The 25323-nt window shown below is 45.9% G+C and carries 23 protein-coding genes and 2 pseudogenes; 10 read left to right on the top strand and 15 right to left on the bottom strand.

The annotated features are described in order from the left end of the window. The first annotated feature begins 50 nt into the window (after positions 1-50). The 3 genes from CWC46_RS09405 to CWC46_RS09395 all read left to right on the top strand — a co-directional run bounded on the left by CWC46_RS09405 (position 51) and on the right by CWC46_RS09395 (position 3731). Positions 51-1163 (top strand): ABC transporter substrate-binding protein, encoded by a 1113-nt coding sequence (locus tag CWC46_RS09405; RefSeq protein ID WP_021016844.1) that lies wholly within the window; start codon positions 51-53, stop codon positions 1161-1163. A gap of 63 nt (positions 1164-1226) precedes the next feature. Next, on the top strand, positions 1227-2690 hold the full coding sequence (locus CWC46_RS09400; RefSeq protein WP_021016845.1) for an inositol monophosphatase family protein: 1464 nt from the start codon (positions 1227-1229) through the stop codon (positions 2688-2690). Positions 2691-2717: 27 nt separating this feature from the next. Then, positions 2718-3731, top strand: coding sequence for a LacI family DNA-binding transcriptional regulator (locus tag CWC46_RS09395; RefSeq protein ID WP_021016846.1), 1014 nt, complete (start codon positions 2718-2720; stop codon positions 3729-3731). A gap of 89 nt (positions 3732-3820) precedes the next feature. Here CWC46_RS09395 and CWC46_RS09390 read toward each other — a convergent pair whose 3' ends face one another. Then, positions 3821-4714, bottom strand: a complete 894-nt coding sequence (locus CWC46_RS09390) for a LysR substrate-binding domain-containing protein (RefSeq protein ID WP_021016847.1) — start codon at positions 4712-4714, stop codon at positions 3821-3823. 483 nt (positions 4715-5197) lie between these two features. On the opposite strand from CWC46_RS09390, the gene CWC46_RS09385 reads away from it, so the two are divergent. From CWC46_RS09385 to CWC46_RS09370, 4 genes are all read left to right on the top strand, one after another. Next, a complete protein-coding gene (locus CWC46_RS09385; protein WP_021016849.1) occupies positions 5198-5815 on the top strand; it encodes a LysE family translocator in 618 nt (205 codons plus the stop codon). A gap of 697 nt (positions 5816-6512) precedes the next feature. Next, on the top strand, positions 6513-8138 hold the full coding sequence (locus tag CWC46_RS09380) for an ABC transporter substrate-binding protein (protein WP_021016850.1): 1626 nt from the start codon (positions 6513-6515) through the stop codon (positions 8136-8138). 179 nt (positions 8139-8317) lie between these two features. After that, positions 8318-8752, top strand: a complete 435-nt coding sequence (locus CWC46_RS09375) for a MarR family winged helix-turn-helix transcriptional regulator (RefSeq protein WP_021016851.1) — start codon at positions 8318-8320, stop codon at positions 8750-8752. Next, positions 8745-11030: an ATP-binding cassette domain-containing protein gene (locus CWC46_RS09370; RefSeq protein ID WP_021016852.1), complete on the top strand. Its 2286-nt coding sequence runs from the start codon at positions 8745-8747 to the stop codon at positions 11028-11030. The genes CWC46_RS09375 and CWC46_RS09370 overlap by 8 nt, the downstream gene beginning before the upstream one ends. 149 nt (positions 11031-11179) lie before the next feature. On the opposite strand, the gene CWC46_RS09365 is transcribed toward CWC46_RS09370, so the two are convergent. After that, a complete protein-coding gene (locus CWC46_RS09365; protein WP_021016853.1) occupies positions 11180-12142 on the bottom strand; it encodes an NmrA family NAD(P)-binding protein in 963 nt (320 codons plus the stop codon). 118 nt (positions 12143-12260) lie between these two features. Between CWC46_RS09365 and CWC46_RS09360 the strand changes: the two genes are divergently transcribed. Further along, a complete protein-coding gene (locus tag CWC46_RS09360) occupies positions 12261-13175 on the top strand; it encodes a LysR family transcriptional regulator (protein ID WP_021016854.1) in 915 nt (304 codons plus the stop codon). Between the two features lie 306 nt (positions 13176-13481). Here CWC46_RS09360 and CWC46_RS09355 read toward each other — a convergent pair. Continuing rightward, positions 13482-13661 (bottom strand): annotated as a pseudogene (locus CWC46_RS09355) (transposase); the annotation flags it as partial. A 156-nt stretch (positions 13662-13817) separates the two neighbouring features. Here CWC46_RS09355 and CWC46_RS09350 point away from each other — a divergent pair. After that, positions 13818-14117, top strand: coding sequence for a hypothetical protein (locus CWC46_RS09350; protein WP_021016856.1), 300 nt, complete (start codon positions 13818-13820; stop codon positions 14115-14117). Here CWC46_RS09350 and tnpB read toward each other — a convergent pair. Together tnpB and tnpA are read right to left on the bottom strand one after the other, a co-directional pair. After that, positions 14114-14482, bottom strand: a complete 369-nt coding sequence (tnpB, locus tag CWC46_RS09345; protein WP_021016857.1) for an IS66 family insertion sequence element accessory protein TnpB — start codon at positions 14480-14482, stop codon at positions 14114-14116. The genes CWC46_RS09350 and tnpB overlap by 4 nt on opposite strands. Before the next feature lie 179 nt (positions 14483-14661). Continuing rightward, positions 14662-14790, bottom strand: coding sequence for an IS66 family insertion sequence element accessory protein TnpA (gene tnpA, locus CWC46_RS23475; RefSeq protein ID WP_021016858.1), 129 nt, complete (start codon positions 14788-14790; stop codon positions 14662-14664). Positions 14791-14978: 188 nt separating this feature from the next. Here tnpA and CWC46_RS09330 point away from each other — a divergent pair. Then, positions 14979-15194 (top strand): annotated as a pseudogene (locus CWC46_RS09330) (IS3 family transposase); the annotation flags it as partial. A gap of 82 nt (positions 15195-15276) precedes the next feature. Here the strand turns inward: CWC46_RS09330 and CWC46_RS09325 are convergent. Genes CWC46_RS09325 through CWC46_RS09280 form a run of 10 tightly spaced genes read right to left on the bottom strand, consistent with a single transcriptional unit; the run spans position 15277 to position 25302 of the window. After that, positions 15277-16512, bottom strand: a complete 1236-nt coding sequence (locus CWC46_RS09325) for an ATP-grasp domain-containing protein (protein ID WP_021016859.1) — start codon at positions 16510-16512, stop codon at positions 15277-15279. Between the two features lie 3 nt (positions 16513-16515). Further along, the gene (locus CWC46_RS09320; RefSeq protein ID WP_021016860.1) at positions 16516-17742 is read right to left on the bottom strand and encodes an MFS transporter; all 1227 of its coding nucleotides are present in this window, start codon (positions 17740-17742) and stop codon (positions 16516-16518) included. Continuing rightward, complete coding sequence (locus CWC46_RS09315) at positions 17739-18662, bottom strand: transketolase family protein (protein WP_021016861.1); 924 nt, start codon at positions 18660-18662, stop codon at positions 17739-17741. Before CWC46_RS09315 ends, CWC46_RS09320 begins: the two co-directional genes overlap by 4 nt. After that, positions 18649-19437, bottom strand: coding sequence for a 1-deoxy-D-xylulose-5-phosphate synthase N-terminal domain-containing protein (locus CWC46_RS09310; protein WP_021016862.1), 789 nt, complete (start codon positions 19435-19437; stop codon positions 18649-18651). Before CWC46_RS09310 ends, CWC46_RS09315 begins: the two co-directional genes overlap by 14 nt. Next, a complete protein-coding gene (locus tag CWC46_RS09305; RefSeq protein ID WP_021016863.1) occupies positions 19421-21280 on the bottom strand; it encodes a M20/M25/M40 family metallo-hydrolase in 1860 nt (619 codons plus the stop codon). Before CWC46_RS09305 ends, CWC46_RS09310 begins: the two co-directional genes overlap by 17 nt. After that, positions 21280-22317 carry an N-acetyl-gamma-glutamyl-phosphate reductase gene (gene argC, locus CWC46_RS09300; RefSeq protein WP_021016864.1) on the bottom strand — a complete coding sequence of 346 codons (1038 nt, stop codon included), beginning with the start codon at positions 22315-22317 and terminating at the stop codon, positions 21280-21282. Before argC ends, CWC46_RS09305 begins: the two co-directional genes overlap by 1 nt. Beyond that, positions 22314-23627 (bottom strand): DegT/DnrJ/EryC1/StrS aminotransferase family protein, encoded by a 1314-nt coding sequence (locus CWC46_RS09295; RefSeq protein WP_021016865.1) that lies wholly within the window; start codon positions 23625-23627, stop codon positions 22314-22316. Before CWC46_RS09295 ends, argC begins: the two co-directional genes overlap by 4 nt. Then, positions 23624-24259 carry a hypothetical protein gene (locus CWC46_RS09290; RefSeq protein WP_021016866.1) on the bottom strand — a complete coding sequence of 212 codons (636 nt, stop codon included), beginning with the start codon at positions 24257-24259 and terminating at the stop codon, positions 23624-23626. Before CWC46_RS09290 ends, CWC46_RS09295 begins: the two co-directional genes overlap by 4 nt. After that, on the bottom strand, positions 24256-25128 hold the full coding sequence (locus CWC46_RS09285) for an ATP-grasp domain-containing protein (RefSeq protein ID WP_021016867.1): 873 nt from the start codon (positions 25126-25128) through the stop codon (positions 24256-24258). The genes CWC46_RS09290 and CWC46_RS09285 overlap by 4 nt, the downstream gene beginning before the upstream one ends. Continuing rightward, positions 25129-25302 carry an alpha-aminoadipate/glutamate carrier protein LysW gene (locus CWC46_RS09280; protein WP_021016868.1) on the bottom strand — a complete coding sequence of 58 codons (174 nt, stop codon included), beginning with the start codon at positions 25300-25302 and terminating at the stop codon, positions 25129-25131. Between the last annotated feature and the right edge of the window lie 21 nt (positions 25303-25323).

Raw genomic sequence — 25323 nt, 5'->3', positions numbered from 1 at the left:
AAAAACTATCCATTCAAGACCAACAAAAACTCGCAACCAAAGGAAATGTCATGAACCACAAATTGATAACGAGCCTGGTCATACTCGCGACGTGCGCTACTGCTACCGCCAGTGCTCATGCAGCGGAGTCTTTCGATCTGCAATCATTGATCGCCGCGGCGAAAAAAGAAGCACCAATCACCGTCTACGCCTCAACCGGCAAGATCGTTCAACAGGCGAAGGAATTTAGCCAGCAATACGGTGTTAAGGCGGTTGGTATCAAGGCTAATGCACCACAAATTATCGAAATTCTCAGCCGCGAAGCGCTGGCGCACAATGTCAAATCTGATGTCGCAATCATAGAAGACGCTCCCGCTGGCATAGAGCAGCTTCTGGACAAAGGTTATGTCAAAAGTTGGGTACCAGGTGACATGAAAACCGTTATTCCAGCGCACTATCAAGATCCGCTGACGGTGGTACTGGCACCGAATGTTTTTGCCTATAATACGGTGCATCACAGCAGTTGCCCGATCACTAACATCTGGCAACTGACCGAACCAAAGTGGCGTGGCAAAGTAGCGATGCAGGATCCAACCGGTAAGCCGGCCTACACCGACTGGTTCAGTCAGATGGCCACCAATTACGATCAAACGGTACGCGATGCGTATCGACAAGAGTTTGACAAGCCGCTAAAAACGAAAGAGAAATCGGCGATGGCGGCATTTGTGAAAGCACTGGCGGCGAACGGTCCACTGCTGACCCACTCCGACACCGATGCGGCAGAAGCCATTGGTGCGCCAGATGGCAAAGACGATTTCGTCGGTCTGGTTTCTACCGCGAAATTCCGTGAAAACAAACAAGGTATGAAACTGGGTCTCTGCCACGGCATGAAACCATTTATCGGTTGGAATTACCCCAGTCTGGGCGTCATTACTACCGGTAGCCACAGCCCGAACGCCGCGAAACTGTTTATGCATTACCTGATGACCGCCAAGGGCATCGCACCGCAAGGCGTTGACGGCAAGATGTCTACCAACCAGACGGTAAAACTGCCGGCAGATGAAGCCTCCGGCATCGAAAAATATCGCGATGAATTGATGGTATACAAAACCTCAACAGCGAAAATAGATTGGCAGAGCCGCCAGGATTGGCAAGACCTTTGGAATCTGAATTACCGGAAATAGAACTATCAACGGGAGAGCGCCCGCTGCTGCGCTCTCCATTGTTTTCGTACTGGGAGCAAACCTTTGACTCTGATTAACCTGGAGCGGCGTGAAGCTGCTTTAAAACGTATTATTCTCGACGCTGGCAATACCGCACTCCGGCACTTTCGTTCTCGTCAACCGGGGGAGTTCTCGCTTAAAGGCCATCAGGACTTCCTGACCGAAGCCGATACGCTGGTAGAACAACAGATCCGACAAGCCATTGCCGAGGAGTTTCCTGAAGATGCTCTGCTGGGCGAGGAAACCGGCAGCAGCGCCAATGACGCATCCAGCCTGTGGGTGGTTGATCCTATTGACGGCACCGCCAATTTCGCGCGCGGCATCGAGCACTTTTGCGTCGCTATCGCCTTCATTGCTCAAGGCGTCACTGAACTGGGGGCGATTTACAACCCGGCGACTCAGGAACTGTATATGGCGCGTCGCGGCCACTACGCGCAGAAAAACGGTCAGGCGTTGCATACCGCCAAAACAGATGACGTACGCAACGCCACATTCGAACTTGGTTGGTCTCCGCGGTCCACCCAGCGACGTTATCTGGATGTCATGGCGGCAATACTGAGTCAGGGAGCAAATGTACGTCGCGGGGCATCTGGTGCACTGGCGCTGGCCTGGGTCGCAGAAGGCCGCACTGATGGTTACGCCGAATTACATATGAACGCATGGGATTGTCTGGCGGGTTTATTGCTGGTACGGGAAGCTGGCGGCAGTACCGGATATTCCCCCATCAGCACCGCTGAGATATTTAACGGCCAGCCGGTTTTAGCCGCCGCACCCGGTGTGGCCAATGCGTTGGCCCGCGCGACAGGGATCCCTGTCGCCACGACAGAGACGCCTCGCGCCGAGGAGCCGGCCGATGACGAAACAAAAACACCGCGCTACGCCAGACCCGCTATCAGCTTGATAGAATCCGACTTTCCCGGCTGGGGCATGGACATTTACATCGGTGGTTCCGCCGGAGCGACCGATCTGGCGCTGCTGGAACAGCACAACATCAGAACCATCATCAACTGCGCGGTCAACCTCGATATCGACTGGGTTTCCTCTCCAGAACCGAATATGTCTGCCCATTTGATCAACCACGGCTCAGGCCCCATTCGCTACTATAAACTCGGCCTCGTCGACGGTTCCGGCAATGCAGCGTCCATGTTGCATGCCGGCTATCACCTGATGCGTTCCGCTCTGCTACAGCAAATCCCCGACAAGCCGTCTTACCGTAACCAGGAACCGGGCAATATTCTGGTCAACTGCCGTGGCGGTCGCAGTCGCTCTGTCGCACTCGTCGCCTTATTTATGCATCTGGAATGTCCGGAACGCTATCCGACGTTAGCATCGGCTATCGCCCATATCCGGGATAAACGCCAGTTGCATCCGGATGAGTGGCACGAAACGCCGAAACCGATACTCATTTCTCTGGCGCAGCGAGCTATTGAGATAGAACAGGTATTAAAGGCAGCGGGTTTGGGCATTGGGCAACCAGACGTTAAGTAACCAGTAGTGAAGAGGTAAGGTAAATAGATGTCTGCTTTGTCAGGTAAAAGTATGGCCAGTGCGGCGGAAGTGGCACGTCTGGCAGGGGTTTCTCGTTCGGCAGTTTCGCGTACGTTTACCTCCGGCAGCAGCGTGTCAGCCGAAACACGCCGTAAAGTTCTGGCCGCCGCCGAAGCGCTTAACTACCACGTTAATCATCTGGCGCGCAGCTTGTCCAAAGAGGCCTGTCGTCCAGTATGTATTCTCGGGGGCAATCTCAGCGCCCCCTACCAGGCAAGTCTGCTCGATCAGATCACCCGCCGTCTGCATCAGGCACAGCGTGCGGTCATGGTAATCAACACTGACGGCGGTGAAGAGAGCTCCAATACCGCATTGCGCCAGACGCTCAATTACCGCGCCGCCGCCACCATCGTACTGTCAGGCACGCCACAGGCTTCACTGGTTGAAACCTGCCTGCAAAGCGGTCAGCAGGTGATACTGATTAACCGCATGGGGCAATTCGCCGGTGCCGACAACATCGAAATCGATTACACCTCGACCATGACCGATGCTTATCACATGCTCTCACGAGCCGGTTGTCAGCATATCACGATGATTTCTTCTTCCGTTCGATCACCCAGTATGGTGATCCGGGAAACCAAGTTTCTCGAAGCCGCCAGTCATGCCGGAGGAGCGTGCCAGTTAGTCCGTTCGGGGCCGGCCAGTTATGAAACCGGCGCGACTGCGGCACGGGAACTGCTGGCGGGTCGCCATCGTCCGGATGGGGTATTTTGTGTCACTGATCTGGTTGCCTGCGGTTTTATCGACGTGGCGCGCCACGAGTTTGGCTTGCGTATTCCCGAGGACATCTGTGTTATCGGTTTTGATAACATCGAACAGGCTGGCTGGGTCGGCTATCAGCTGACAACCTTTGCCCAACCTCTGACCGATATGGCGAACGCCATCATAGAGTTATTACTTTCCCCACCGTCTCCCGGCATGCCAGGCAAGCGCCTGTTTCAGGCACCGCCGGTATGGCGCAAGACCGTGCGCTCGTGTTGACTGTCGATGCTTATTATGTATCCCGGTCGCCCTGCCCTCTGTACTTTAGCGATCGAGATAGCGCAGGCCACTTCCACCATAACGCAACACTATTTTTCGCTATCGTGGCCCTTGATCACGGGAAGGCAACCTGCCGCTTCTTGCACCAGCCAGGTTTGGAAACGTGTGCGTTTTTCATCCTGCTCAAGCGGTCCTGGCGATAACAGATAGTAAGCCGAACCGTCTCGTACAAACCCATACGGCGCGTGCAATTGTCCATTCTCGAGTTCGTCCTGCACCATCAGAAAGGAAGCCATCGCCATGCCCAAGCCTGAGACGGCAGCCTGAATGCACAGATAGAAGTGCTCATAGTCCATCCGAATACTGCCTTTGGTTGAAACCTTCGCCAAGCGTTGCCACGTCGACCAGGCTTTCGGCCGCGAGCCAGAATGCAGTAAGCGCACGTCCTCCAGAGTGTCCATGCGACCTCGCCTGCCCCGACTCACCGGCCCCACCCATTCGTCGCAGACCTTCACGGCATGAATTTCCTGATCCCAATGAAAATCGTCGCGCCGTAATGCAAGGTCAACACCACTGCGTGAGAAGTCGATCGGGCCGCCCGCCGCAACCAGATGAAGATTGATATCAGGATGAGCCAGGTGAAACGCGGGTAACCGAGGGATCAACCACTTCATGGCAATCGTGGGCTCGCAAGACAGTGTCAGCACCTCATCCGGTGCTGTTTGCTGTAGTCGGTACACCGCACCGTCGAGTTGCTCGAAAACCGACTGAGTGACCGCATGCAGAGAACGGCCAGCCGCGTTCAGAAAGATCGCCCGGTTGCGTCGCTCGAACAGTTCTATCCCCAAGGCCTCTTCCAGCAGTCGGACCTGCCGGCTGACAGCACCGTGTGTCACATGCAAAGACTCGGCAGCTTTGACGAAACTGCCGGTTTGGGCTGCCGCTTCAAAGAAGCGAAATGAAGCAAGAGATGGAAGTTTCATATACACGATGAAATTTATCAGATTTGCTTCACGATAAATCGCTTTTTTGAATCACGCAAGCATTCAATAATTGTACACCTTCAATAATATAAATGGCATAAAAACAAATAGATAAGGAAACACCATGGAGAATGTATTATCGTTGATGACGCCATCAAAGCAGTTAGTTATGTATCCAACTGCTCATAATGATGCCATCAATCTGTGCAAAATCATCGCCAAAGAGGATTTTGCGATTCTACCCGCAGAACAGCGAAACCACCCTCGACAACCAGGAAGCACAAGAGCCCACCCGTCACACCGACCACTCCCAATGAGGCAGCCATCGCCAACGATGAGGGAACCCTACATGGCGTAACACCCATGTTTGCTGGCGGACGACCCTACCCGGCAGGGGTATCGGGACGTTCTCTTTATCACTTTCAACAAGCGCTGAAAGCGCTGGCGGGCTGTCGACCTGCCTTGTTCACTGGAGTTTGATTGATGAATGAATTGATCGCCGTTGCCACCATCACCATTCTGGCCGTCATCAGCCCCGGCCCAGATTTCGCGATGGTTACCCGCAACAGCTATGCCTTCGGCTCGCGCACCGGACTGCTCTCAGCCCTGGGTATTGCCTGCGGTGTACAGGTCCATGTGATGTACACCGTGTTTGGTATTGCCGTGCTGATAGCTGGCTCCCCCCTCCTTTTCATGACCATGAAAGTCCTGGGCACGTCGTACCTTATCTATCTGGGATATAAGTCGCTAACCAACAAGACCGTACTGACACTTGAGGAGGCCGCTGGCAGTGTTCCATCACCGTTTGCAGCCTTTCGTATGGGCTTTCTCACCAATGCGCTCAACCCGAAAACCATGCTTTTCGTGGTGGCCACCTATAGCCAGGTCGTCCAGCCAGGTAGTCCTTTGAGTCATAACTTCGCCTACGGCCTGTTTATGTCGGCAGCTCACTGGGTCTGGTTCAGCATCGTTGCGCTGTTCTTTGCCGCGCCCACCATGCGTCGGCGGCTACTCAAGCAGCAAAGTGTGGTCGACAAGAGCATCGGCATCGTACTGATCGTGCTGGGTGCATCCCTGGCGTTCACCAAGGTTGTCATCTGACCGAATGTCACACCTCAACGCAAGGCCACCCAATATTACAAGACAGGATAGCTTTCAGGCCGACCCTCTGTGTTGATTTCAACTGATTAATATCAGATTGAGGTATGCCATAAGTTGAAACCGCCGGGATTTCTTTTCAATAGAAATAGCTGACAAAATTCCCTCCTTTTTAAATTGTCACCTCCGGTCATTCACATGTTATTAACCAGAAGGTATATTTATAAACGGCATCGTAATGAAACGCTCAAATCCAGGCAGCAGATAGGTATCATTGCGCCATCAAACAGCGGGAAAGCCACACATTTTGACCCATTTTTTCATTTGCCTGATTCAGATTGGAAACCGCGACCTTACAATGAATGAATGGCAAACCTACTGATTAAACACATATAGGAAATAGTGATACAAAATGTAGTTCTTCGCTGTTTCTTCTTTTTGAATACCTTCACAGTGTATTCCTCTGGCCATTTTTCCCTATATATTCAATAAAGATCAAAGTACTGATTGTTTTTTCTTATATCTAAAGTGACACACAACGAAATAAATACCTTTTCATTATTTGTAGCACATATCTACATTTCACCTCCATAGTATAGAAACCGAACGGAATATATCTGTTTTACCAAAAAATAAATGCAAACACACAACTCGTCACGGCTGAATATTCAGCATGGGAAATAATAAAGAGGAAATACTTATGAAAATAAACAACAGGAAAATAATCACACTTTCAGCGTTTGCGCTTATGGGCTTGCAAGTTCCGCTGGTACAAGCAGCCATTGTGCCCAGCGGGGTCACACTAGCCAGTAAACAGGAACTGGTCCGCAGCAACGGCGCCGAACCTGCGACGCTGGATCCACAGCTCGCCGAAAGTAACGAATCCTTCAATATCATTCTGGATTGTTTCAGCGGACTGGTCAGTATTGACGCGGCTGGCAAAATCCACCCGGATCTTGCTGCAAAATGGGAAAACCAGAATAACACGGTCTGGACATTTCATTTACGCCCTGGCATCGTCTGGTCTAATGGGAAACCCATCACGGCCCAGGATGTGGTGTTTAGTTGGCAGCGCCTGGTGGATCCCAAAACCGCATCGCCCTACGCTTCTTTTGCCTCGAATGCCCATATTGAAAACGCGCAGGCCATTGCCGATGGCAAAATGCCCGTCAGCCAGCTTGGTGTAAAAGCTCTGGATGACCATACCGTCCAGGTAACGCTTTCCCAACCCGTTTCTTATTTTCTCCAGTTCGTGGGCCATATATCGTTGTTCCCGGTCAACAAAGCTGTTGTCGAGCAATTCGGCGACAAATGGACGCAGCCAGGCAATATCGTCACCAGCGGTGCGTATACCCCCGTTCAGTGGGTGGTAAACGAAAAAGTTGTGGCCCAGCGCAATCCTAAATACTGGGATAATAAAGCAACCGTGATCAACAAAGTCACTTACCTGCCCATTGCAGACCAGGCGGCCATGGTTAACCGCTACCGGGCTGGCGAAATCGATATTACCGATACCATTCCAACGATTCAGTACCGGCAGCTCAAAACCGAACTCGGTGGGCAGGTCCATAATACCGATTTGCTCGGCATCTATTATTACAAGTTCAATACGGTTAAAGCCCCGTTCAACGATGTTCGAGTCCGGCAGGCGCTTAATCTCGCCCTGAATAAAAGCATTATCACCGATAAAGTGGTGGGGCAAGGGCAAAAACCGGCTGACACACTGATGCCATTAAAAATTGGTGGAATGACGTTCACCCCACCGGCATATGCCGCCTGGTCTCAGAGTAAACGTAACGCAGAGGCGAAAAAATTACTGGCTGAGGCCGGTTTCACTCCGGCGCATCCCTTGAAACTGAATCTGCTTTATAACACCTCCCAGGATCATCAACGCATTGCTATCGCGGCGACATCCATGTGGAAAAAGAATCTGGGGGCCGATGTCACTATGAAAAATCAGGAATGGAAAACCATGCTTGATACCATGCGCCAGGGGAATTTCGATCTGGTCCGTTATACCTGGCTTGCCGACTACAACGAACCCTCTACATTCTTTAATACCTTCCGCACCGGGGATACGCAGAACACCACTAAATACAGCAATAGTCATTTTGATGCCGCTATTCAGACAGCCAGTGAAACGACCGATGCCGGAAAAATCAAGCAGGAATACCAAACAGCCAGCGATATTCTGAGCAATGATGTTCCCGCCATTCCAGTTTATTACTATGTTCAGAACCAATTGGTGAAACCCTTTATTGGCGGATTCACCGTTTCACCTCTCGGATTTTATCTGACCCGCAATATCTATATTAAACAGCATTGATTGTCAGGGCGGTGTTTAACCGCCCTTTTATCCATTCCCCGCCGGCGCAGCACACCCCTAAGGCGCGAATGTTCGGATGAGAAGAAATCTAGTCCAGTCAACAATTGATACCCAAAAGGTTATCAATAAATCTACAAAATCTGATTGAATGGCAATCTAACAAGATTTATAGTTTCCCAATGGAAACTATAAATCTTGAAAACTCACTATCTCTTCTGCAATGTGAACTGGTCGCCCGTCGCAACCGTTTCACGCCAGAGGCGATAACATGGCCACAATATGATGTACTGGAAGTCCTGCGCGTCGGCGGTGCTTTGCGGCCATCGATCATTAGCGAGCGCTTGGGGGTCTCCCGCACCCAGCTTTCAAAGGCACTGCGTGTGCTCAAAGATCTCGAATTAATCGAGCAATCGTCTGACGATACCGACCGCCGTGCGCAGGAAACCAGACTTAGCGCCAAGGGCGAAGCCTTTATGGAAAGAGCGGCTCTCCAACGATGCGATGCAGCGCGGCTGGTGGCGTTGGTCATGACGGCGGGAGAACAAGCGATATTCGCCGAACTCTGCTGCAAAGCCGTTAAAGGATTACAAGCAGAGGCATCTGAAAATGCCTGATTTGCCGATGCGAATTATCCGCGCGCGAACGAACAATCTGAAGAATGTAACACTCGAAATCCCAAAGCATAAGATTGTGGTTTTCACTGGGGTTTCCGGCTGTGGAAAGTCGTCGCTTCTGTTCGATACCATAGCCGCTGAGTCGCAACACCAATTGGCCGAAACTTATTCGACCTTCGTCCGCAACCGGCTAAAGCCTCAGGGACACCCGGAAGCTGACCGTCTCGAAAATCTACCGGCATCGATTGTCGTTGATCAGCGTCGGCTAGGTGGCAACGCTCGCTCCACCGTCGGAACCGTGACGGAGATTTACGCTCTCCTGCGCCTGCTTTTCTCGCGCATTGGCAAGCCTCATATCGGAGAATCCAGCCTCTTCTCATTCAATAATCCCAATGGTATGTGTTCGGAGTGTCAGGGGTTAGGAACGATCAGGATGATCGACGAGGAAGCGCTGTTCGACCGGGAGCGTTCACTTGACGAAGGAGCTATCCGTTTCCCAGGATTCGAGCCGTCTTCGTGGCGTTGGAAACGCTACACTTTGTCGGGCTTCTTCGATACAGCAAAGCCTCTTGGTACGTATAGCGAGGCAGAGTGGCGACGTCTGACCATCGAGGAAGGTACGCCCGTAACTAACCCCAGGCCAGGCTGGCCGAAAAGCACGGTCTATGAAGGTGTTTTGCCTCGACTGCGCCGCTCGTTTCTGGAACGCGAAGAGACGGATCTTACCTCCCTTGAACTGGAAGCACTGGCACGTGTGACGACGAGCGGGTCATGTCCGGCTTGCGAAGGCGGCCGTCTCAATCCTCAAGTGCTTTCCTGCCGGATCGCTGACCACAACATTGCAGAATGTGCTGAGATGGAGGCAAGCGAACTGCTCGATTTTGTTCGTGGAATAAAAGAGAAGGAGATGCTCCCAGTCGTATCATCCATGGTAGAAAAACTCGAAAGCATGATCGATATAGGGCTCGACTATCTCAGTTTGAATCGGGGAACATCCAGTCTGTCCGGCGGCGAGTCTCAACGGATCAAAATGATCCGTCATCTTGGCAGCAGTCTTGCGGATATTGCCTATATATTCGATGAGCCGAGTGTTGGTTTGCACGCCCGCGATGTTCGCCATCTCGGTGAGTTGCTTATCCGCTTGAGGGACAAAGGGAACAGCATTCTTCTGGTCGAACACGACCCCGATATCATCACCATCGCCGATCATGTAATCGATATGGGGCCCCGGGCAGGACAAAGCGGTGGAGAGGTCGTCTATCAAGGATCGGTGGCGAACCTGAAGTTAGCGGATACTGAGACTGGTCGAAGCTTTCGCAAGCTACGGCACTTCAACGAAAAGCCTCGCACCCCGTCCGGGTGGATCAGCATCCATAATCAATCGATGTTCAATGTACATAACATGTCCGTCGAAATCCCGCTTGGGGTAATGACGGTGGTCGCGGGTGTTGCGGGGTCCGGAAAATCGACGCTGGTTAACCGGATATTGCCCCGACTTCGTTCTGATGTCGTCGTTATTGATCAGACCGAGCTTCGCGGATCTTTTCGTTCAACACCGGCCAGTTATCTTGGTATTCTCGACGACATTCGCCACTATTTCGCGCGGCGGAGTGGTAAACATGTTGGACTGTTCAGCACGAATTCGGCCGGAGCTTGCCCTATCTGCAAAGGACGCGGTGTCGTCCGTACCGACCTCGCGTTCCTCGATGCAATTGAGGCGGTTTGTGAAGTCTGCGACGGTTCCGGCTATAGCGCGGAAGCGCGCTCGACCCGAGTTGTGGGCCACTCCATAGACGAGGTAATGAACATGTGCGCACCAGAAGTACGACATCTGTTCGAGAACGAAACGACAATCTCAGATGCACTTGCGCGCATAGAACAGGTAGGGCTCGGATATGTGCAGATCGGCCAGCGGCTTTCCACGTTGTCGGGTGGCGAAAGACAGAGGCTGAAACTGGCGGCAGAACTTGGCCGAACCGGAAAGATATATCTGTTCGATGAACCTACATCCGGTCTTCACATGGCAGACGTGGAACGCCTGATACCGTTATTCGGTTCGCTGGCGGATCAAGGGATGACCCTCATCGTTGTCGAACACAATCTCGATATAATTGCCGCGGCTGACCATGTGATTGAGATGGGTCCTGGTGCAGGAAAACATGGGGGGAAGATCGTCTATCAAGGAAGTCCCTCAGGAATGGTGAAAGACAACCCGTCAGTAACTGGAGCGTTTCTGTCAGAGTATTTGTCAGATGGCACTGCTACTCATCAAGACTAAATATTGAAGGCACTACAATATAACCAACTTATTCGCCCCCTTGGCACAAATACAGTCACCACCTCATATGAGGTGGTTCAGCAGCATCAGTGTTTTTATATGAAGGGAAAATGCATAATTTTATATTGAATGAAGAAACAGCCACTAAATTATCGAATGTCTTTCCAATGAGTGACGTTATTCTCCCAAATATAACTATAATTTTTCGCCAGCTCACGAGCGGTAAGTGGTTTTCTGCCGGTCAGTAATTCAACCGCATTCGAATGCACATCCATTAAGCCTTCAGCTATACTTGCTTCATTGGTCACCATATCATTACCACACCAAGGCACCGGTGATTTAGAAAAATCCTGATCGGTATCACGGGGAATATTCATAGAATCCAGATAGTCAAAAAAAACTTTTTTATCAACAGGACAGTATTCAATGTTTATTCCTGAAAGCTCACTAATCAGTTGGCAAAGGTCACGTTGCGATATTGATTCACCGCCAGTTATATTATAAGCTTCGTTATCCTTACCCTTACCAAGTAATAATGCTGTGGCAACCCTGGCACTGTCATCTTTAGCAATGAATGTACCCTTTCCTTCCCCGGCAGTGGTATACCATTTATTATTGGACATCAGTGCCAACATAACCGATGTGGTTAAATAGTTCTCCATATAAAGATTGTTACGCATGGCATTGTATGCTACACCACATTGACTTAAATATTTCTCTGTCTCCGTATGATCCGGCGTCACATATACATGTGCGTAAGCAGGATTTGTCGCACCAAGAAAAGAAGTATAAGTAATATGGCTGACACCGGCCTTTATGGCAGAATCAATTACATTTTTATGTTGCTGTACGCGTTTATCGCCGATTAAAACACCAGACACTATATAAATTCTGTCACCGTTTTTGAAGCTTTTCTCCATACCCTGAGGATCATCATAATTAGCTTCGTGTACAGATACGCCCCGTTCTCGCCATTTTAGCAGTGTATTTTTATTCATCCGTTGCAAATCTGGACAAGTCAGGATTAAATCTTTTGCGTTAACTTCGTGTAGCATATTTTCTGCTACACGGCCGCCTAACTTCCCATCCACACCCGTAATAATGTATTTCATAGTACGCTCGCTTATATGAACTTGATAAATATCAATATATAATATCAGCATAACTATTGATTTGAAAATGAATAACATTTATGCTTAATTAGTTTTATTTATAACAAAGAGAAATGATATGAATATCAAACAACTGAAATGTTTTATCCAGTTATATGAAACGCGTAGTTTTTCTCAAACAGGTGAATTATTACATATCACTCAACCCGCAGTTACTCATCAAATAAAAAAGCTTGAAGATGAACTTGGTATTAAATTATTCATTCGCGACAAGCATAATGTTGAACTTAGCTCTGCCGCAGTATCTTTTTATACAGACGTTAAAGATGTGTTAATACGTCTAAATATTGCCATTGCTAAAGCAACAAATTATGACAAGGAATTCTCATCTAATTTATCAATCGGTTATGATAATTCACCACTCGAAAATAACTTATTACCAATGATACTAGAAGAATATCAAAAAATTGAAAAAAATGTTCATATTCATCTTAAAACATCTGACTATATAGAAAGAAAGAATGAATTATTAACCAGAAAAACAGATATAATTTTCACAGTAAAAGACAATATGGAAGCATGCAATGAAGTGATATACAAAGAACTATATCAAAACCGACTATATTGCGTCATGGCGATAAATGACAAACTTTCAAGAAAAAAAACAATTGATCTTTCCGATATTAAGGAGAGACCATTGATTTTACTTAACCCGATAAAATGTCCTGTGGAAATGCTCAGAATTCAAAGTAAGATACAAAATCTTCAACCTAACGCTATAGTGTACTACAGCGACTCTGCCGCTATTACATATGTTATGATAAAAAGCAAGATTGGGATTGCCATAATGCCACATTTTATTTGCCCCATGGACAAAGAATTAATAAGCATCCCACTAAATATTCCTGATTTTATTTCTTATGGAATTGCTTATCTTAAGGAAAACTCCTCTCAACAATTATCCAATCTAGTTGATATTACACAAGACATATTTCTAAAACAAATTAAGTCAACGGTATTTTTTAAGACTTAACTCAGCCTGGCATTATATTTACCGCAAGAGAAATTAATTTATTATTAAGCAACCGGATATAGTTAATTAACTCATAAATGGTTTTACTAACGTTTTGTTTTTTTAAGTAGTTTCCGAGTGATGTTTTCGTCAATCACTATTTCCAAATATCAGGGGTTTAATGAGATGGTCACTCCCATTTTGTGGCGGTACGTTGACAGAGCGTTCCACTTTTAGGCAAAGCCATCATGCAAAATATTACTATTATTGGTATCGATCTTGGCAAACATTCCTTCCATGTTCATTGTCAGGACAAATCAGGTAGAGCGCTTTTGAGGACTTTCTAGCGTGCCCTTCTTTAAGCTGGCAACCCCATTTATCCATGGCGGACTTACCGACATTCATTGTTGTAGCAGCAGCGGTAACGGTGTAATGCTGATCGAGGACTAACTGAGCGGCTTCGAGTCTGAACTCTGGACTGAAATTACGTCTGTTACTTCTGGTCATGGTGTCACCTGTTTTGACTATGTCACGGAAGAACTCGCCTAGGATGCCGTCTTAAAACTAGGTTTAAGATTAGTCACAATAAAATCATGATGCTGTGGTTTAACATACTTAAAAAATCCGACAAATAATAAAAATAATTATCTGGGGAATGATGTGATGAATAACGATGACAATAATCGCTTGAGTTCTGCGAAAGCAATTCCGTTGCGTAACGTTCTTATCTCGGGGGGCATTGGTGTACTGGCCTTAATTATGGTTGTTTGGGTTGGTAGAGGTGACGATTCATCCCAGACGACAAAAGCGGATATATCAGAGCGGGCACCAGCTACAACCTCAGCAGAGAGTGCTGCCGTGATCAAGGCCAAAGTTCATGATTATGCTGTGGACCCAATCACCTCTGATCAATATCCTGAATTCTATAAGAAATTGGGTAAAGATGCTTCTTATTTCGACTAATTAACGCCATCATAATGCAGTTTTTTATGCCCGTGAAGCACGCTGATATCATAACCATCGAGCAGCCAGTTAATCTGCTCTCCGGTCAGGGGCAACAGGTCATCGGCCAGACTGGGCCATTTGAATTTCTCCTCTGCCAGCGCCTTGTAATAGAGGACAAAACCGTTGTCTTCCCACATCAGACATTTGATTTTATTGCGCTGGCGGTTAGTGAAAGCATACAGCGCCCCGGTAAAGGGATTATGCCCCAGTTCCTGTTCTATCAGCGCCGCCAGCCCGTTGACCTGCTTGCGAAAGTCGATGGGTGCGCGATAAAGATAAATCTGCGGCATCGCCAGCGCTGGGCGTAAGTCACGGTTACGCATCAGAGTTGCCTGAGAATAGCGCCCAACAAGCTCACATTGCTGTTATTAAGACCGGTGATCACCAGGCCATTTGGTAATGAGAGTGTCAGTTCAGCAGAAGCCTCGGTGCGGGGGATGTCGGCGATGACGCTGGCAAACCCAGCCGAACATGCGTGCGGCGGGTGATCGGTGCGGTATTTTTACCGCCAGTAAACAAACTGGTGATATGTCAGCTGCTGTTGCTGACAGAAAACCTGGCCAGAAAGACCAGATGCTTGCCAGGTGGTGATCTGTTCGCGCCAATAGTCGGCACGTTGCTGAGATTTCATGATTGCGCCTCGGTGTTTAGGGTAGACAACGGCAGTGTGGCGCAGTTAATCACTGAAAAAAAGATGCCGATTTAAGGGCGATTACAGTAATAATGCTGTGGCAACCCTGGCACTGTCATCTTTAGCAATGAATGTCCCCTTTCCTTCCCCAGCAGTGGTATACCATTTATTGTTGGACATCAGTGTCAACAATGAGCCGTCGTGGCAACTGCTGGGATAATGCGGTGGCAGAATCGTTCCTTAGTTCACTAAAAAAAGAGCGCATCAGGAAGCGGATATATAAAACCCGGGACATGGCCCGGGCGGATGTCTTCGATTATATTGAAGTGTTTTACAACCGTACCCGGCGACACAGCCACCTTGGCGGGGTCAGTCCCGAGGCCTTTGAACGGGCCTCATCGTGAGGACAGGATCTGTCCACGGTTTTGGGGGCAGTCCACTTCTACACGCTTTTTGAGGTTTTCAGGTTTTTAATTATGGGCTCGATCAGTCTTGTAAGATAACGTTTAAACTGCTGACTAATTCAATAATCTTCGCTTTAGCCTGTGCGGGAGTATCCATTTTAATAATAATGTACCCCAACCGATCATCTGAGCTTTTGGGCACAGTTACACAGTCACCAGGTTTCACATTGATAACCGATCGTATAACTACAGGATCCTGTAAAACAAAAGCTAAATTCTCAATAGACACAAAAATGCCATCCCGTGGTGCACAAATATAGCCCACGGCACAACTTGCCGGATTATCCACCGTAAATGTAACTGGCTGCTCAAGCGCGTTACGTACCGCTTGACGGAAGATATTAATCTGATAAGCCCCCGGGATAAGGTCTGAGGTAATGTTATCCCCCCCTGGGCGGCCATTCACTTCGACAATTCTCGGTCCTGTTTTGGTATATTTCACTTCAACATGGGCCGGACCGCTAGTAAAACCTATCGATTCTAAAGCCTGGCGAGTAATACCAATCATGTGTGATTTTTTATCTTCCAACACAGAAGTGGGAAAAATATGGAACATCTCTACAAAATAAGGCAAAGGAGATGTCACTTTTTCAGTAACTTCCGCGAATACCACATTACCTTTTACTAAAAAAATTTCCACACTAAATTCAGGGCCGTCGAGATACTCTTCAATCAAGTATTCTTTGCGCACGCTAAAACCCATATAACTCGTGGTAAAATTTTCTATCACCGCGAACGCATCATGTAGCTGTTCTTGCCCATTAATAAAGAAAACATTCTGGCTACTCGCGGTATTGGTTGGCTTTAGCACCACCGGATAACCGATTGTCTCCGCCGCATCTAACGCCTCAGAAAATGTACTGACAATCTTAAATTTTGCACTCGGTACATGATGTTCACCATAACGGACGCGCGCCAAATCTTTGTTACGTGCCATCATAGCAGTTTCAACGCTCATGCAAGGTATATGCAAGCGCTCCGCCGCTCCAGCAGTGGTCGCTGCCGCATAATCGGTGGCAGCAAGCAGCGCGTCAATTTTATTATATTTACTGGTTCTAATAACATTATAAATCGATTGCGTATCCCGGATGTCGCACACTAACAAGTCATCGTACTCTCCGTCATAACCATAAAGTAACGGATTTGTATCAGCTGATACCAATACTACAACATAGCATCCCAAGTTATGAGCTTCCTTGACAAAGCTCACCCCGAAAAAACTAGGTTCAACAAAGAAAACAACTTTCTTCTCGGACATAATTCACTCCTGTAATTTTTCATGATTTTTTTTAGCTATCAATAATTGATTAAGTACAAATAAGATAAAACCCACTCCCATTATTAATGACATAATCAAAATACCGACAGTTGCCCCATGCTTATCGAGATAAGAACCAATAAACAATGAGAAAATACATTGAGAAATCAGTGAAATACCGATCCAAACGGCCATTGAACGTCCCATATAGTCACCAGGCACAGTTTTCATCAGTACCGAATTCATCAATATACGCAGCGAAGAGTTACATAAGCCCAATAATAAACTGAATAAATATAAATTAAATACAATCGTATTTCGACTGAGGAAAAATAAATTGGCACAAGCTATTATAAAAAAGATACCGATCAGTCTTTTAGTATCTAATTTAATAGCAAGGGATGACATCATAACCCCGGACAGTAGCCCACCGAGTCCGTAAGACATATCTGCAAGCCCAAATGTCACACTATCTTTCCCTAACGTATTATTTACATAATCAGGTAATACAACATTGTAAATCATCGTAACTATCAATGGAATAATAGACACCACACCTAAAATAAATATAGCTTTATTATCATATAAAAAACCCCAACCACGGCTTAGCATCTGAAAATAATTTTCCGTGGTTGATTCAACTTTGGCTGATGAATACTTAATAAAGTAAATTGTAATTGCGCTGAGAATAAACATTAATGCATTGACTAATATAATTGTGTTAAAGTCAAAATACTTATAAATAAACCCTGAGGCAGCTGCAGCCAAGAACATACCCACCTGAAGACTTATTTCCAATAACGAATTCCCAGTGATATATTTTTTCTCATCCAAAATCTCTTGGAGAAAACTTCGTGACGCAGACATATAAATAGTCCAGCCCACACCATTAATAATTGCAAAAGCATATAAGTAATACATGCTAAAATCGAAGTTCGCAAGCACAACAAACAGGAGCAAAAGAAAAAATGCCCGTATGCTATGCGTCAGGAATATAACCACTTTACGATTATACTTGTCGGTAATCACTCCAGAAAACAGGGAGGCCACAAACCCCGCAATGACATTGACGGCAAGTAAAATGCCAACATATTTATTCGAGCCGGTCTTCATGAGCACAAACCAATTGGCACCAATTGTAGCCATTCCAACACCAAAGCCAGAAATAATATCCGAAATAAAGAACGATCGAAATTTGGCATCTTTTAAGATAGTACAGTTCACACTCATAGGTGTTCCTTCTTATAAATAATGTTTTTTATAAAGGAGACAAATGTATTCAGAGAGAAACCCAGATATGTCAGTATGTCATCTTGTGAGCCAGCAAATTTTGGCCAGTCATCACTTGGGGTAAAGGAATGTATGCTTCTATGCGGCAAGCTCAGTGCTAATTCCGCCGCAATACTTCCGGTACGGCGGTGCTCCTCGGCAACAATAAACAAACCAGGAAGCTGGGTCATCTGTTCAATAACTTTTGCCAGTGAAAGATTATCGACATAGCAAAGGTGCAGATGGTTAACCTCCCCTAACTGTTGTTTTGCCGCAACGCATAGCTGAGTTGCCTTTTCACCAATAGAAACCAGAGTGACCTGATATCGGCGCTCGTAACCCTGTTCCATTGCCAGCGAGGCAAACTCACTGGATTGAATGAGGTCAGGGTAGCGATCATTTCTCCCCAACCTAATATAGAAAGGTTGTGTCGCCTGCGCGGCTTCACGTAATACTTGGCGAGTCTCTGCTTCACCGTAGGGACAAGCAATTTTAATTCCGGGAAAAAGACGGACCACACCAACATCCTCGAGGCAATGATGTGTTGTACCAAACCACCCTCCACATACACCGCCGTAAGAACCAATGACTGTAATTGCCTTCCCCATATAACCCATTGAAAGCTTTAGTGACTCTGCACAGCGAAGAGCCACAAAAGGCGCAAAAGTCGTAAAGAAGGGTTTAAAACCCGCCTCAGCAAAACCAGTGCATATGTCAAGCGCAGCCATTTCTGCAATGCCGAGATTATAAAAACGCTCGGGGAAACGGCGTAAAAACGGATGATCCCGACCACCTAGATCAGCTTCGATGCAGATAATCGTTGAATCTTCCTCGGCACATTTAACTAATTCGGCTTTACATGCATCTCTACCTGAAAGCATGGTCTAACTCCATTTTCCATTTAATAGCCTGGTGACGCTTAATTTTGACGTAATGACAGGATGGATTCCCTTCTATTTGCGGAATACCTTTACCTTTTACGGTATTAGCGATAATTACCAACCCTCTATTTCTCCTACTCGAGAGAGCCTTGGCTAATTGCTCAAAATCATGGCCGTCTATTTCCACAACATCCATATGATAAGAAGCAAAACGCTCCTTCAAATCCACCATCGGGGAGATATCATTGACATAGCCATCATTTTGCGCACCATTCCTGTCAATGATATAAATGAAATCAGTTATTTTTTGCGCAGAAAGCACTTGCAATACTTCCCAACAAAGTCCTTCCTGCAATTCACCATCCCCACCGATAACAATCGCAGTACCATTACTACCGGCCTGACGCTGTGCCAAAGCCCATCCCGCTGCATACCCCACACCATGGCCTAGACTGCCGGTTGAGAACCGAATATGAGGAATCTTGTGATTCGGATGCCCGGTATATAACGAATGACATTGTCCATATTCATCAGCTGGATTAGTATCACTATAACCAAGCACATACATAGCACTGTATAAAGCCGCAGCGGCATGTCCTTTACTAAGCACAACACAGTTATTTTGATCTGCAAGATAGTTATTTAATGTATAAATCAGGATATCAATAACAGATAATGCGCCTCCAAGATGACAACCTACCTCACTGGCAGCAATATCAATGATAATGCCTCGTGCTTGTGCAGACAGAGCATTTAATTCATTCACCGACACCATTTTCTTCTCCTTGATAATAACTCATCCAGTTATTGATCGTTTCTTTGAGAATCTTCCGTGAAACCAATACATCTTCGGTATAATTTATTTCCTGGTCGGTGTGATCTAATACCGAGTCACCCGGTCCATAGGCAATAAAAGGGATATTCCGCCAAGTGGTTGCCAGTGTATTAATATCACTAGTGCCCTTCTTAACCACCGGTTTCAAAAAATTGTCAGGTAAGACACGGGAAAATGCTTGGCTTAACGACCGGTAGAGTGGGTTACTACGTGAAGATTTATAGCCAGGAGTGCTTCTTAATACTTCAATAGTGATGTCATCACCCGTCAGTGACGTCATTCTTTCCAGATACCCATCACTCGCTTCAGGAGATACTCGAAAATTGATCACAAGTTGTGACTCTTCATAAGAAGCATAATGATTATGGGTTATTGTGATAATATTGGAAATATTATTGTTATCAAAATCATTGATAATCATCCGTAGATCATTCACCACATCATAGACTCGCTCAATAGACGTTCTGCCATCTCGGGCGGCAGTATGCTTAATATCTTTCCGCGCCGTGATCGCAATTTTGAGCAAACCGTAATAGCCGATAACGGCATGCATAATGCCACTAGGCTCACCAATAATTACCGCATCCGCAGGATAATGATCGCGGACATAATAAGCCCCTTTGGATGAGGAAACTTCTTCTTCCGTAGCACCGACTACCATTAAGCGTGCATGGGCCGGGACGATAATCTCCTTGATTACCGCAATAAAATTAGCCATACATCCTTTAGCATCGACACTCCCACGACCACTTACATAGTCTTGGTTAGCTTCGCTACGCCATAGCCCCGGAACAGTATCCAGATGCCCAAGCAACAGCAAGGTATGGGGGCCATCACCTTTGCTTAGAACCAAATTTCCAGCCGGATCAATCAAGGAGCTAATATCTGGGTCAACTACTTTGTTCTTAATAAACCTAGTCAGCACCGATTCATCGCCGGAAATTGAGGAGATATTAACCATCATATTCAGCAGATGCATTTGCTCATTGACGCCGGTTCCGCGCCAAAACCAAGTAGCGTCAGCATATAAAGAATGAGGGCCATTGATAGAAATATCGCAAACCCCCTGTTGCAGAGCCAATTTGCAAGCCCTGACTTTTTGTTTCATACGCCCATGGGCAGGAATATCATCATCAATATAAATATCTTTTATAGTACTGTGTTGGTCATTCACATCACGTAAAATTCCACGAGTGCTGGTCACAAAGCGCAGATGATTTGCACTCATCTCCACCGCCAGATGTGCAGCCAACATATCCGCATCAATATTGATATATTGTTGCAAACCGCTAGACCAAATGGGTGGTGATAAAAAGACAACATCGTAGCTTTCAATTAAGGCATGCAAAACCTTCTTTTTAACTGAATGATAAGTACCATATAGCGAATCTCGGACAATGCGTTTTTTCCCTGCCTCAATAACCTTTAATGGTTTTCCCACTACACCGGTCACCAACTCATGATCTCCGGAAATTTGAAAATAATAGGAAAAGTCCAATTGGCTAGCCGCTTCTTTTATTTTACCCGCAACATACTCATTATAGGCTTTGACAATGAGCTGCATATGCCGGGCACTACAATATCTGACTTCACCACCCTTCGCTAGCTGTAGGTAATCAATTTCAGTCTGTTGCTTCATATATTCCTGCTGGATAGCATCAGCTCCACCACAGACCACTAACACCTTTCCACCTGCTCGGCTAATATTTATTACTTCACTGAAAAAGTTACTATTGCTAAAAAGCGTACTGCTGCCTGCTTTAATGACATAAAGGTTATTCATTATGGCCACCCGGCTTCATTAAGCTGTACCAATCCAGAAACGGCCTCAAGACCCAGATAAATATTCGCGGCCTGAACAGCTTGGCCTGCCGCACCTTTAATAAGGTTATCCAAAGAGCAGAGGCTTATACATTTGTTAGCGTGAACAAAGGTGGCTACCTCTACATGATTTGTACCGCACACGGTCTTCAACATCGGTATCTGTCCACTTTTTAAATAATGGACAAATGATGTTTCCTGATAATGGGAAAAATAAGCCTTTCTGACTTCATTTTCAGTACAATCATTCTTTAACGTACTGTATGCACTGATATAAATCCCTCGCGGAGTATCTAAGCTAAACGAAGCAAAAGTTATCTCCAGTTCATCCAGTGCTAAGTATTTCAATTTGGCGATTTCTGGTGCATGACGATGGTTAAATGCTTTATGCATTCTGAAATTATTCGATCTTTCTGCATGAGTTTCACTGGTACTTTTCCCAGCACCACTGGATCCCGTTTTGGCATCTATAACAATATCCCCAGCCACCAAACCATTACGAACTAATGGATAAAGTGCATAGATTGCCGCCACTGCCATACAACCCGGTAAGTTAATAATATTGGCGGAATGTTCCACCTCAGTAAATTCCGGTATGAAATACTGTGTGACAATTCCTTCCGGTAGGCTGCCTGACGTCGCAGGGTAAAAGACTTTATTGATATTCTCTTCCTGGAACCGGTAATCGCCGCTCAGGTTAAATAGCCTAGTACAGTGTTTACTGATCCGGGACACAATCTCAGGCAACCTCCCATTAGGCAAACAGGAGAAAATAATGTCGTAATGCTCTTCCAACTGACTTAGTGAGGAAAATTTCAGCGCTGAATTATGGTTGTGAAAACGAAAACTCTTATGTTGTCGCTCAACAAATAATCCTTTTTGAGATTCAGAAGAAAGAAAACGTACCTCAATCTGCGGATGCATACTGAGTATCCGATAGAGTTCACTTCCGACAAATCCCGAACCTCCTAGAATGGCGGCTGTAATTATCTTGTTCATCCCAGTCGCGCATCCTTTTCATAAGGCGGAACATCGTCTATCTGGCTTGCGATTTCCGCTACACGCTGGATATTTTTATCAACCTTTTTAAAAGTAATAATATAGGAGTGCAGTTTTTCATACTCAACCGGAGAGCGAAGTTCACGACACAAAACTAACGTACTTCTCAGCATTTGAAGAGCATTGGGAAAATGCTCATGCTTATATTCTTGGCTGTCTCCCAAAAAGAAAGGATAGCCTTTTCCAAAACCTTTTTTATTCTGGAACGGTAAGTGAAACGGTAGCAATGTGTTTTGCCATTCCCGAGCAAAGACCCCTTCCTCATTCAGAATTTGCTGCAAAGCTAACTTCAATTTGTATTCAGGGATATCTTTAAACTCAGGCAAAGCAGTATTGATTTTGATCCTGAACATATTAAAGCTATGTTTGGCTGCTGCTGGGATCATAGGGCCCGTAAATAAACGAGTGGTTGCCAGCTCATCTATCAAACGTTGTGCATTGCGTTGCCTGATTTCATCGTAGTAATCCAAACGATCCAACTGGCTAATACCAAAGGCGGCAGCTACCCACGACATGCGGTAATCCAGTCCGGATTCTTCCAGGAAAGCTAGTGCGCGATCATAGCTTTCCCGTTCCTTGAAAAAGGCGATACCCGCTTCTCCCCCCAGAGGAAAGTTTTTATCTGCCATCAGACTCTGCCCGGCCGCATCACCAAAGGTACCGCAATAACGGCCATGAAGTGTTGCTGAATGAGCATGGGAAGCGTCTTCGATAAGTGCTAGCTGATGCTGACGACAAAAAGAAGCTAATGCATCAATATCCGCAGGTAAGCCGTGCACATGTACAGGCATCACTGCTTTGGTTCTCGCGGTAACTTTTTTATCTAATTGTCGAGGATCGAGGCAATAGGTCTGAGGATCAATATCTGCGAATACCGGGATGGCCTTTGCGGCAACTATCGCCTGGGCCGTAGCTATAAATGTAAATGCAGGAACAATGACTTCATCACCAGCTTTTACACCTGCACCCACTAAAGCCAAGTGTAGACTGGAGGTACCGCTGGCTGTCGGAATTGCGTAGGGAGCGCCCACGCGCTGGCGGTATTTCTCGGCAAACTCACTCACTACCATTTCTTCCGGTTTCTGCACCGAAATCATCATTTGAAACAAATCTTCTTTGGCAATGTTCGGAAAAATGGTTTTGCGATTTGCTTTAGGAATAACGGGCTCTCCACCATCAATAGCTAATTGGTAATTGATCATTTTTTCATCAGGCATTGCCGTCGGGACCATTATGAAATCTGTCTTCATTTATTTAATCCCATTTTAATAAGTGCCATCTTAATGCATGCGCCAACCAGTGGACTTAATCTAAAGTTAAACTGTAAACCTGGTTTTATTTCTTTTTCTGTTTCTCGCTGAGTCCACATCGTTCTCAGATCAAACGCACCAAATATTTTTAATCTTTCTGACTTTTTGTAAATAGTTTCATTATTTGTTAATAGCACAGCACACGGGCCAAAACCTAGTTTGGTAAAATCGAGTAGAGTTACATGCGCCTCTTCATGAGTTATTTTCTGAAGGTTGGAGATATTTCCCCAGTTAATTGCATGTAAAGTATAAGGTTCAGGCAAGAGACTACTGTGGCCAATCCCTAGCCACTTAAATAATTTTTCTTGCTGTTCATCAAGTGATTGCTGATTGGTAGCTTCGCCATAAACAATATCCTGACCCCAGAGCGAACCAATCACAGCGCCACTGATACTATTAAATGTTACTGCATATTGCTTACTGGATGTTTTTTTTAGAATGTTCTCCAGACCTTTTAACTCATTTTCATTTTTTTCTATGCTCATAATAATGCCTGAAGTTAATACCCGAGCTAAAACAAATGAAACCTGAAAGAGTTGTTCTGACAAATCACTAGATGTTTTAGATATCATAAACCCGACCTTATATACTCTATAAATTTGATTGTATAATTAGAGATAAAATCAGCAATATCCACCTGATGAACCTTCCATGAATTAGCAAACTCAGGATTTTGATTTACTTCACAGATAACATACTGCCCTGTTTTCGTGTTTAGCATCAAATCCAGCCCATAAATACCTTCACCAATAACATTTACTATGTCATTACTTAGTTTCGCTATGTCACCATTTATCTCAAAAGGAATAATAGTCGCCCCAAGATGAGTATTGGTCTTCCAATTATTTTGCGATACTCTTTTGAATGCCACAACGGGTTTTCTGCCAACAATAACAACACGAATGTCAAAGTTGTCCTTTTCTATATATTCCTGAACCAGAACGGGAAGATGTTCACTTCTTACGTCAATGGACTGGCGTGCCGATAACCATACGTCAAGACTAGTGCGGCCATCAATAAGAGTAACACCACGGCCCCAAGAGGAACTGATGGGCTTAATGACGAACCTGTTGCCAAACCGCGGTAGTAAACCGGCCAGATCACTATAATTATGAACTACCCGGTAATCTGGTACCGGGATTTCATGTTTCGATAGTAATATTGACTGTAGTGTTTTATCTGTACATATTTCAATAGCGCGATGCGTATTGATGACTTTGACGCCAAAAGCTTCAATGTATTTAGCGCGTATCAGCGCTCTTTTCTGCGAAAGACAGCGCACCAAAGCAACATCGCAACGTTTAAGGTCAGTGATATCCCATTGTGACTGTTCAGAAATAATCTCAACATCTACATTATATTGTTGTAGAAGTTCAACAATACGCTTTTCTTCTTCCCTTAGTTTTGTGACAAATAAAAATACAGTCCCTTTATTACTCATTTATTCGCCCCAGTCTTCTTCAACTTCAGGAGCAAAATCAAGTTTAAGAACATTATCTTGCTTAATTAACTCATGTTCCTGACCACACGCGCCACATTCAACTATCTCACCAACCAATATATCATCATCAACATCAATCATAGCTGAACAAGTCATGCATTGATATTTTCTCATAAAACCCTCACATTTTAAAAA

The sequence above is a fragment of the Prodigiosinella confusarubida genome (assembly GCF_002847015.1).
Lineage (GTDB): Bacteria > Pseudomonadota > Gammaproteobacteria > Enterobacterales > Enterobacteriaceae > Prodigiosinella > Prodigiosinella aquatilis.
This window is presented reverse-complemented; position numbering and strand designations above follow the sequence as displayed.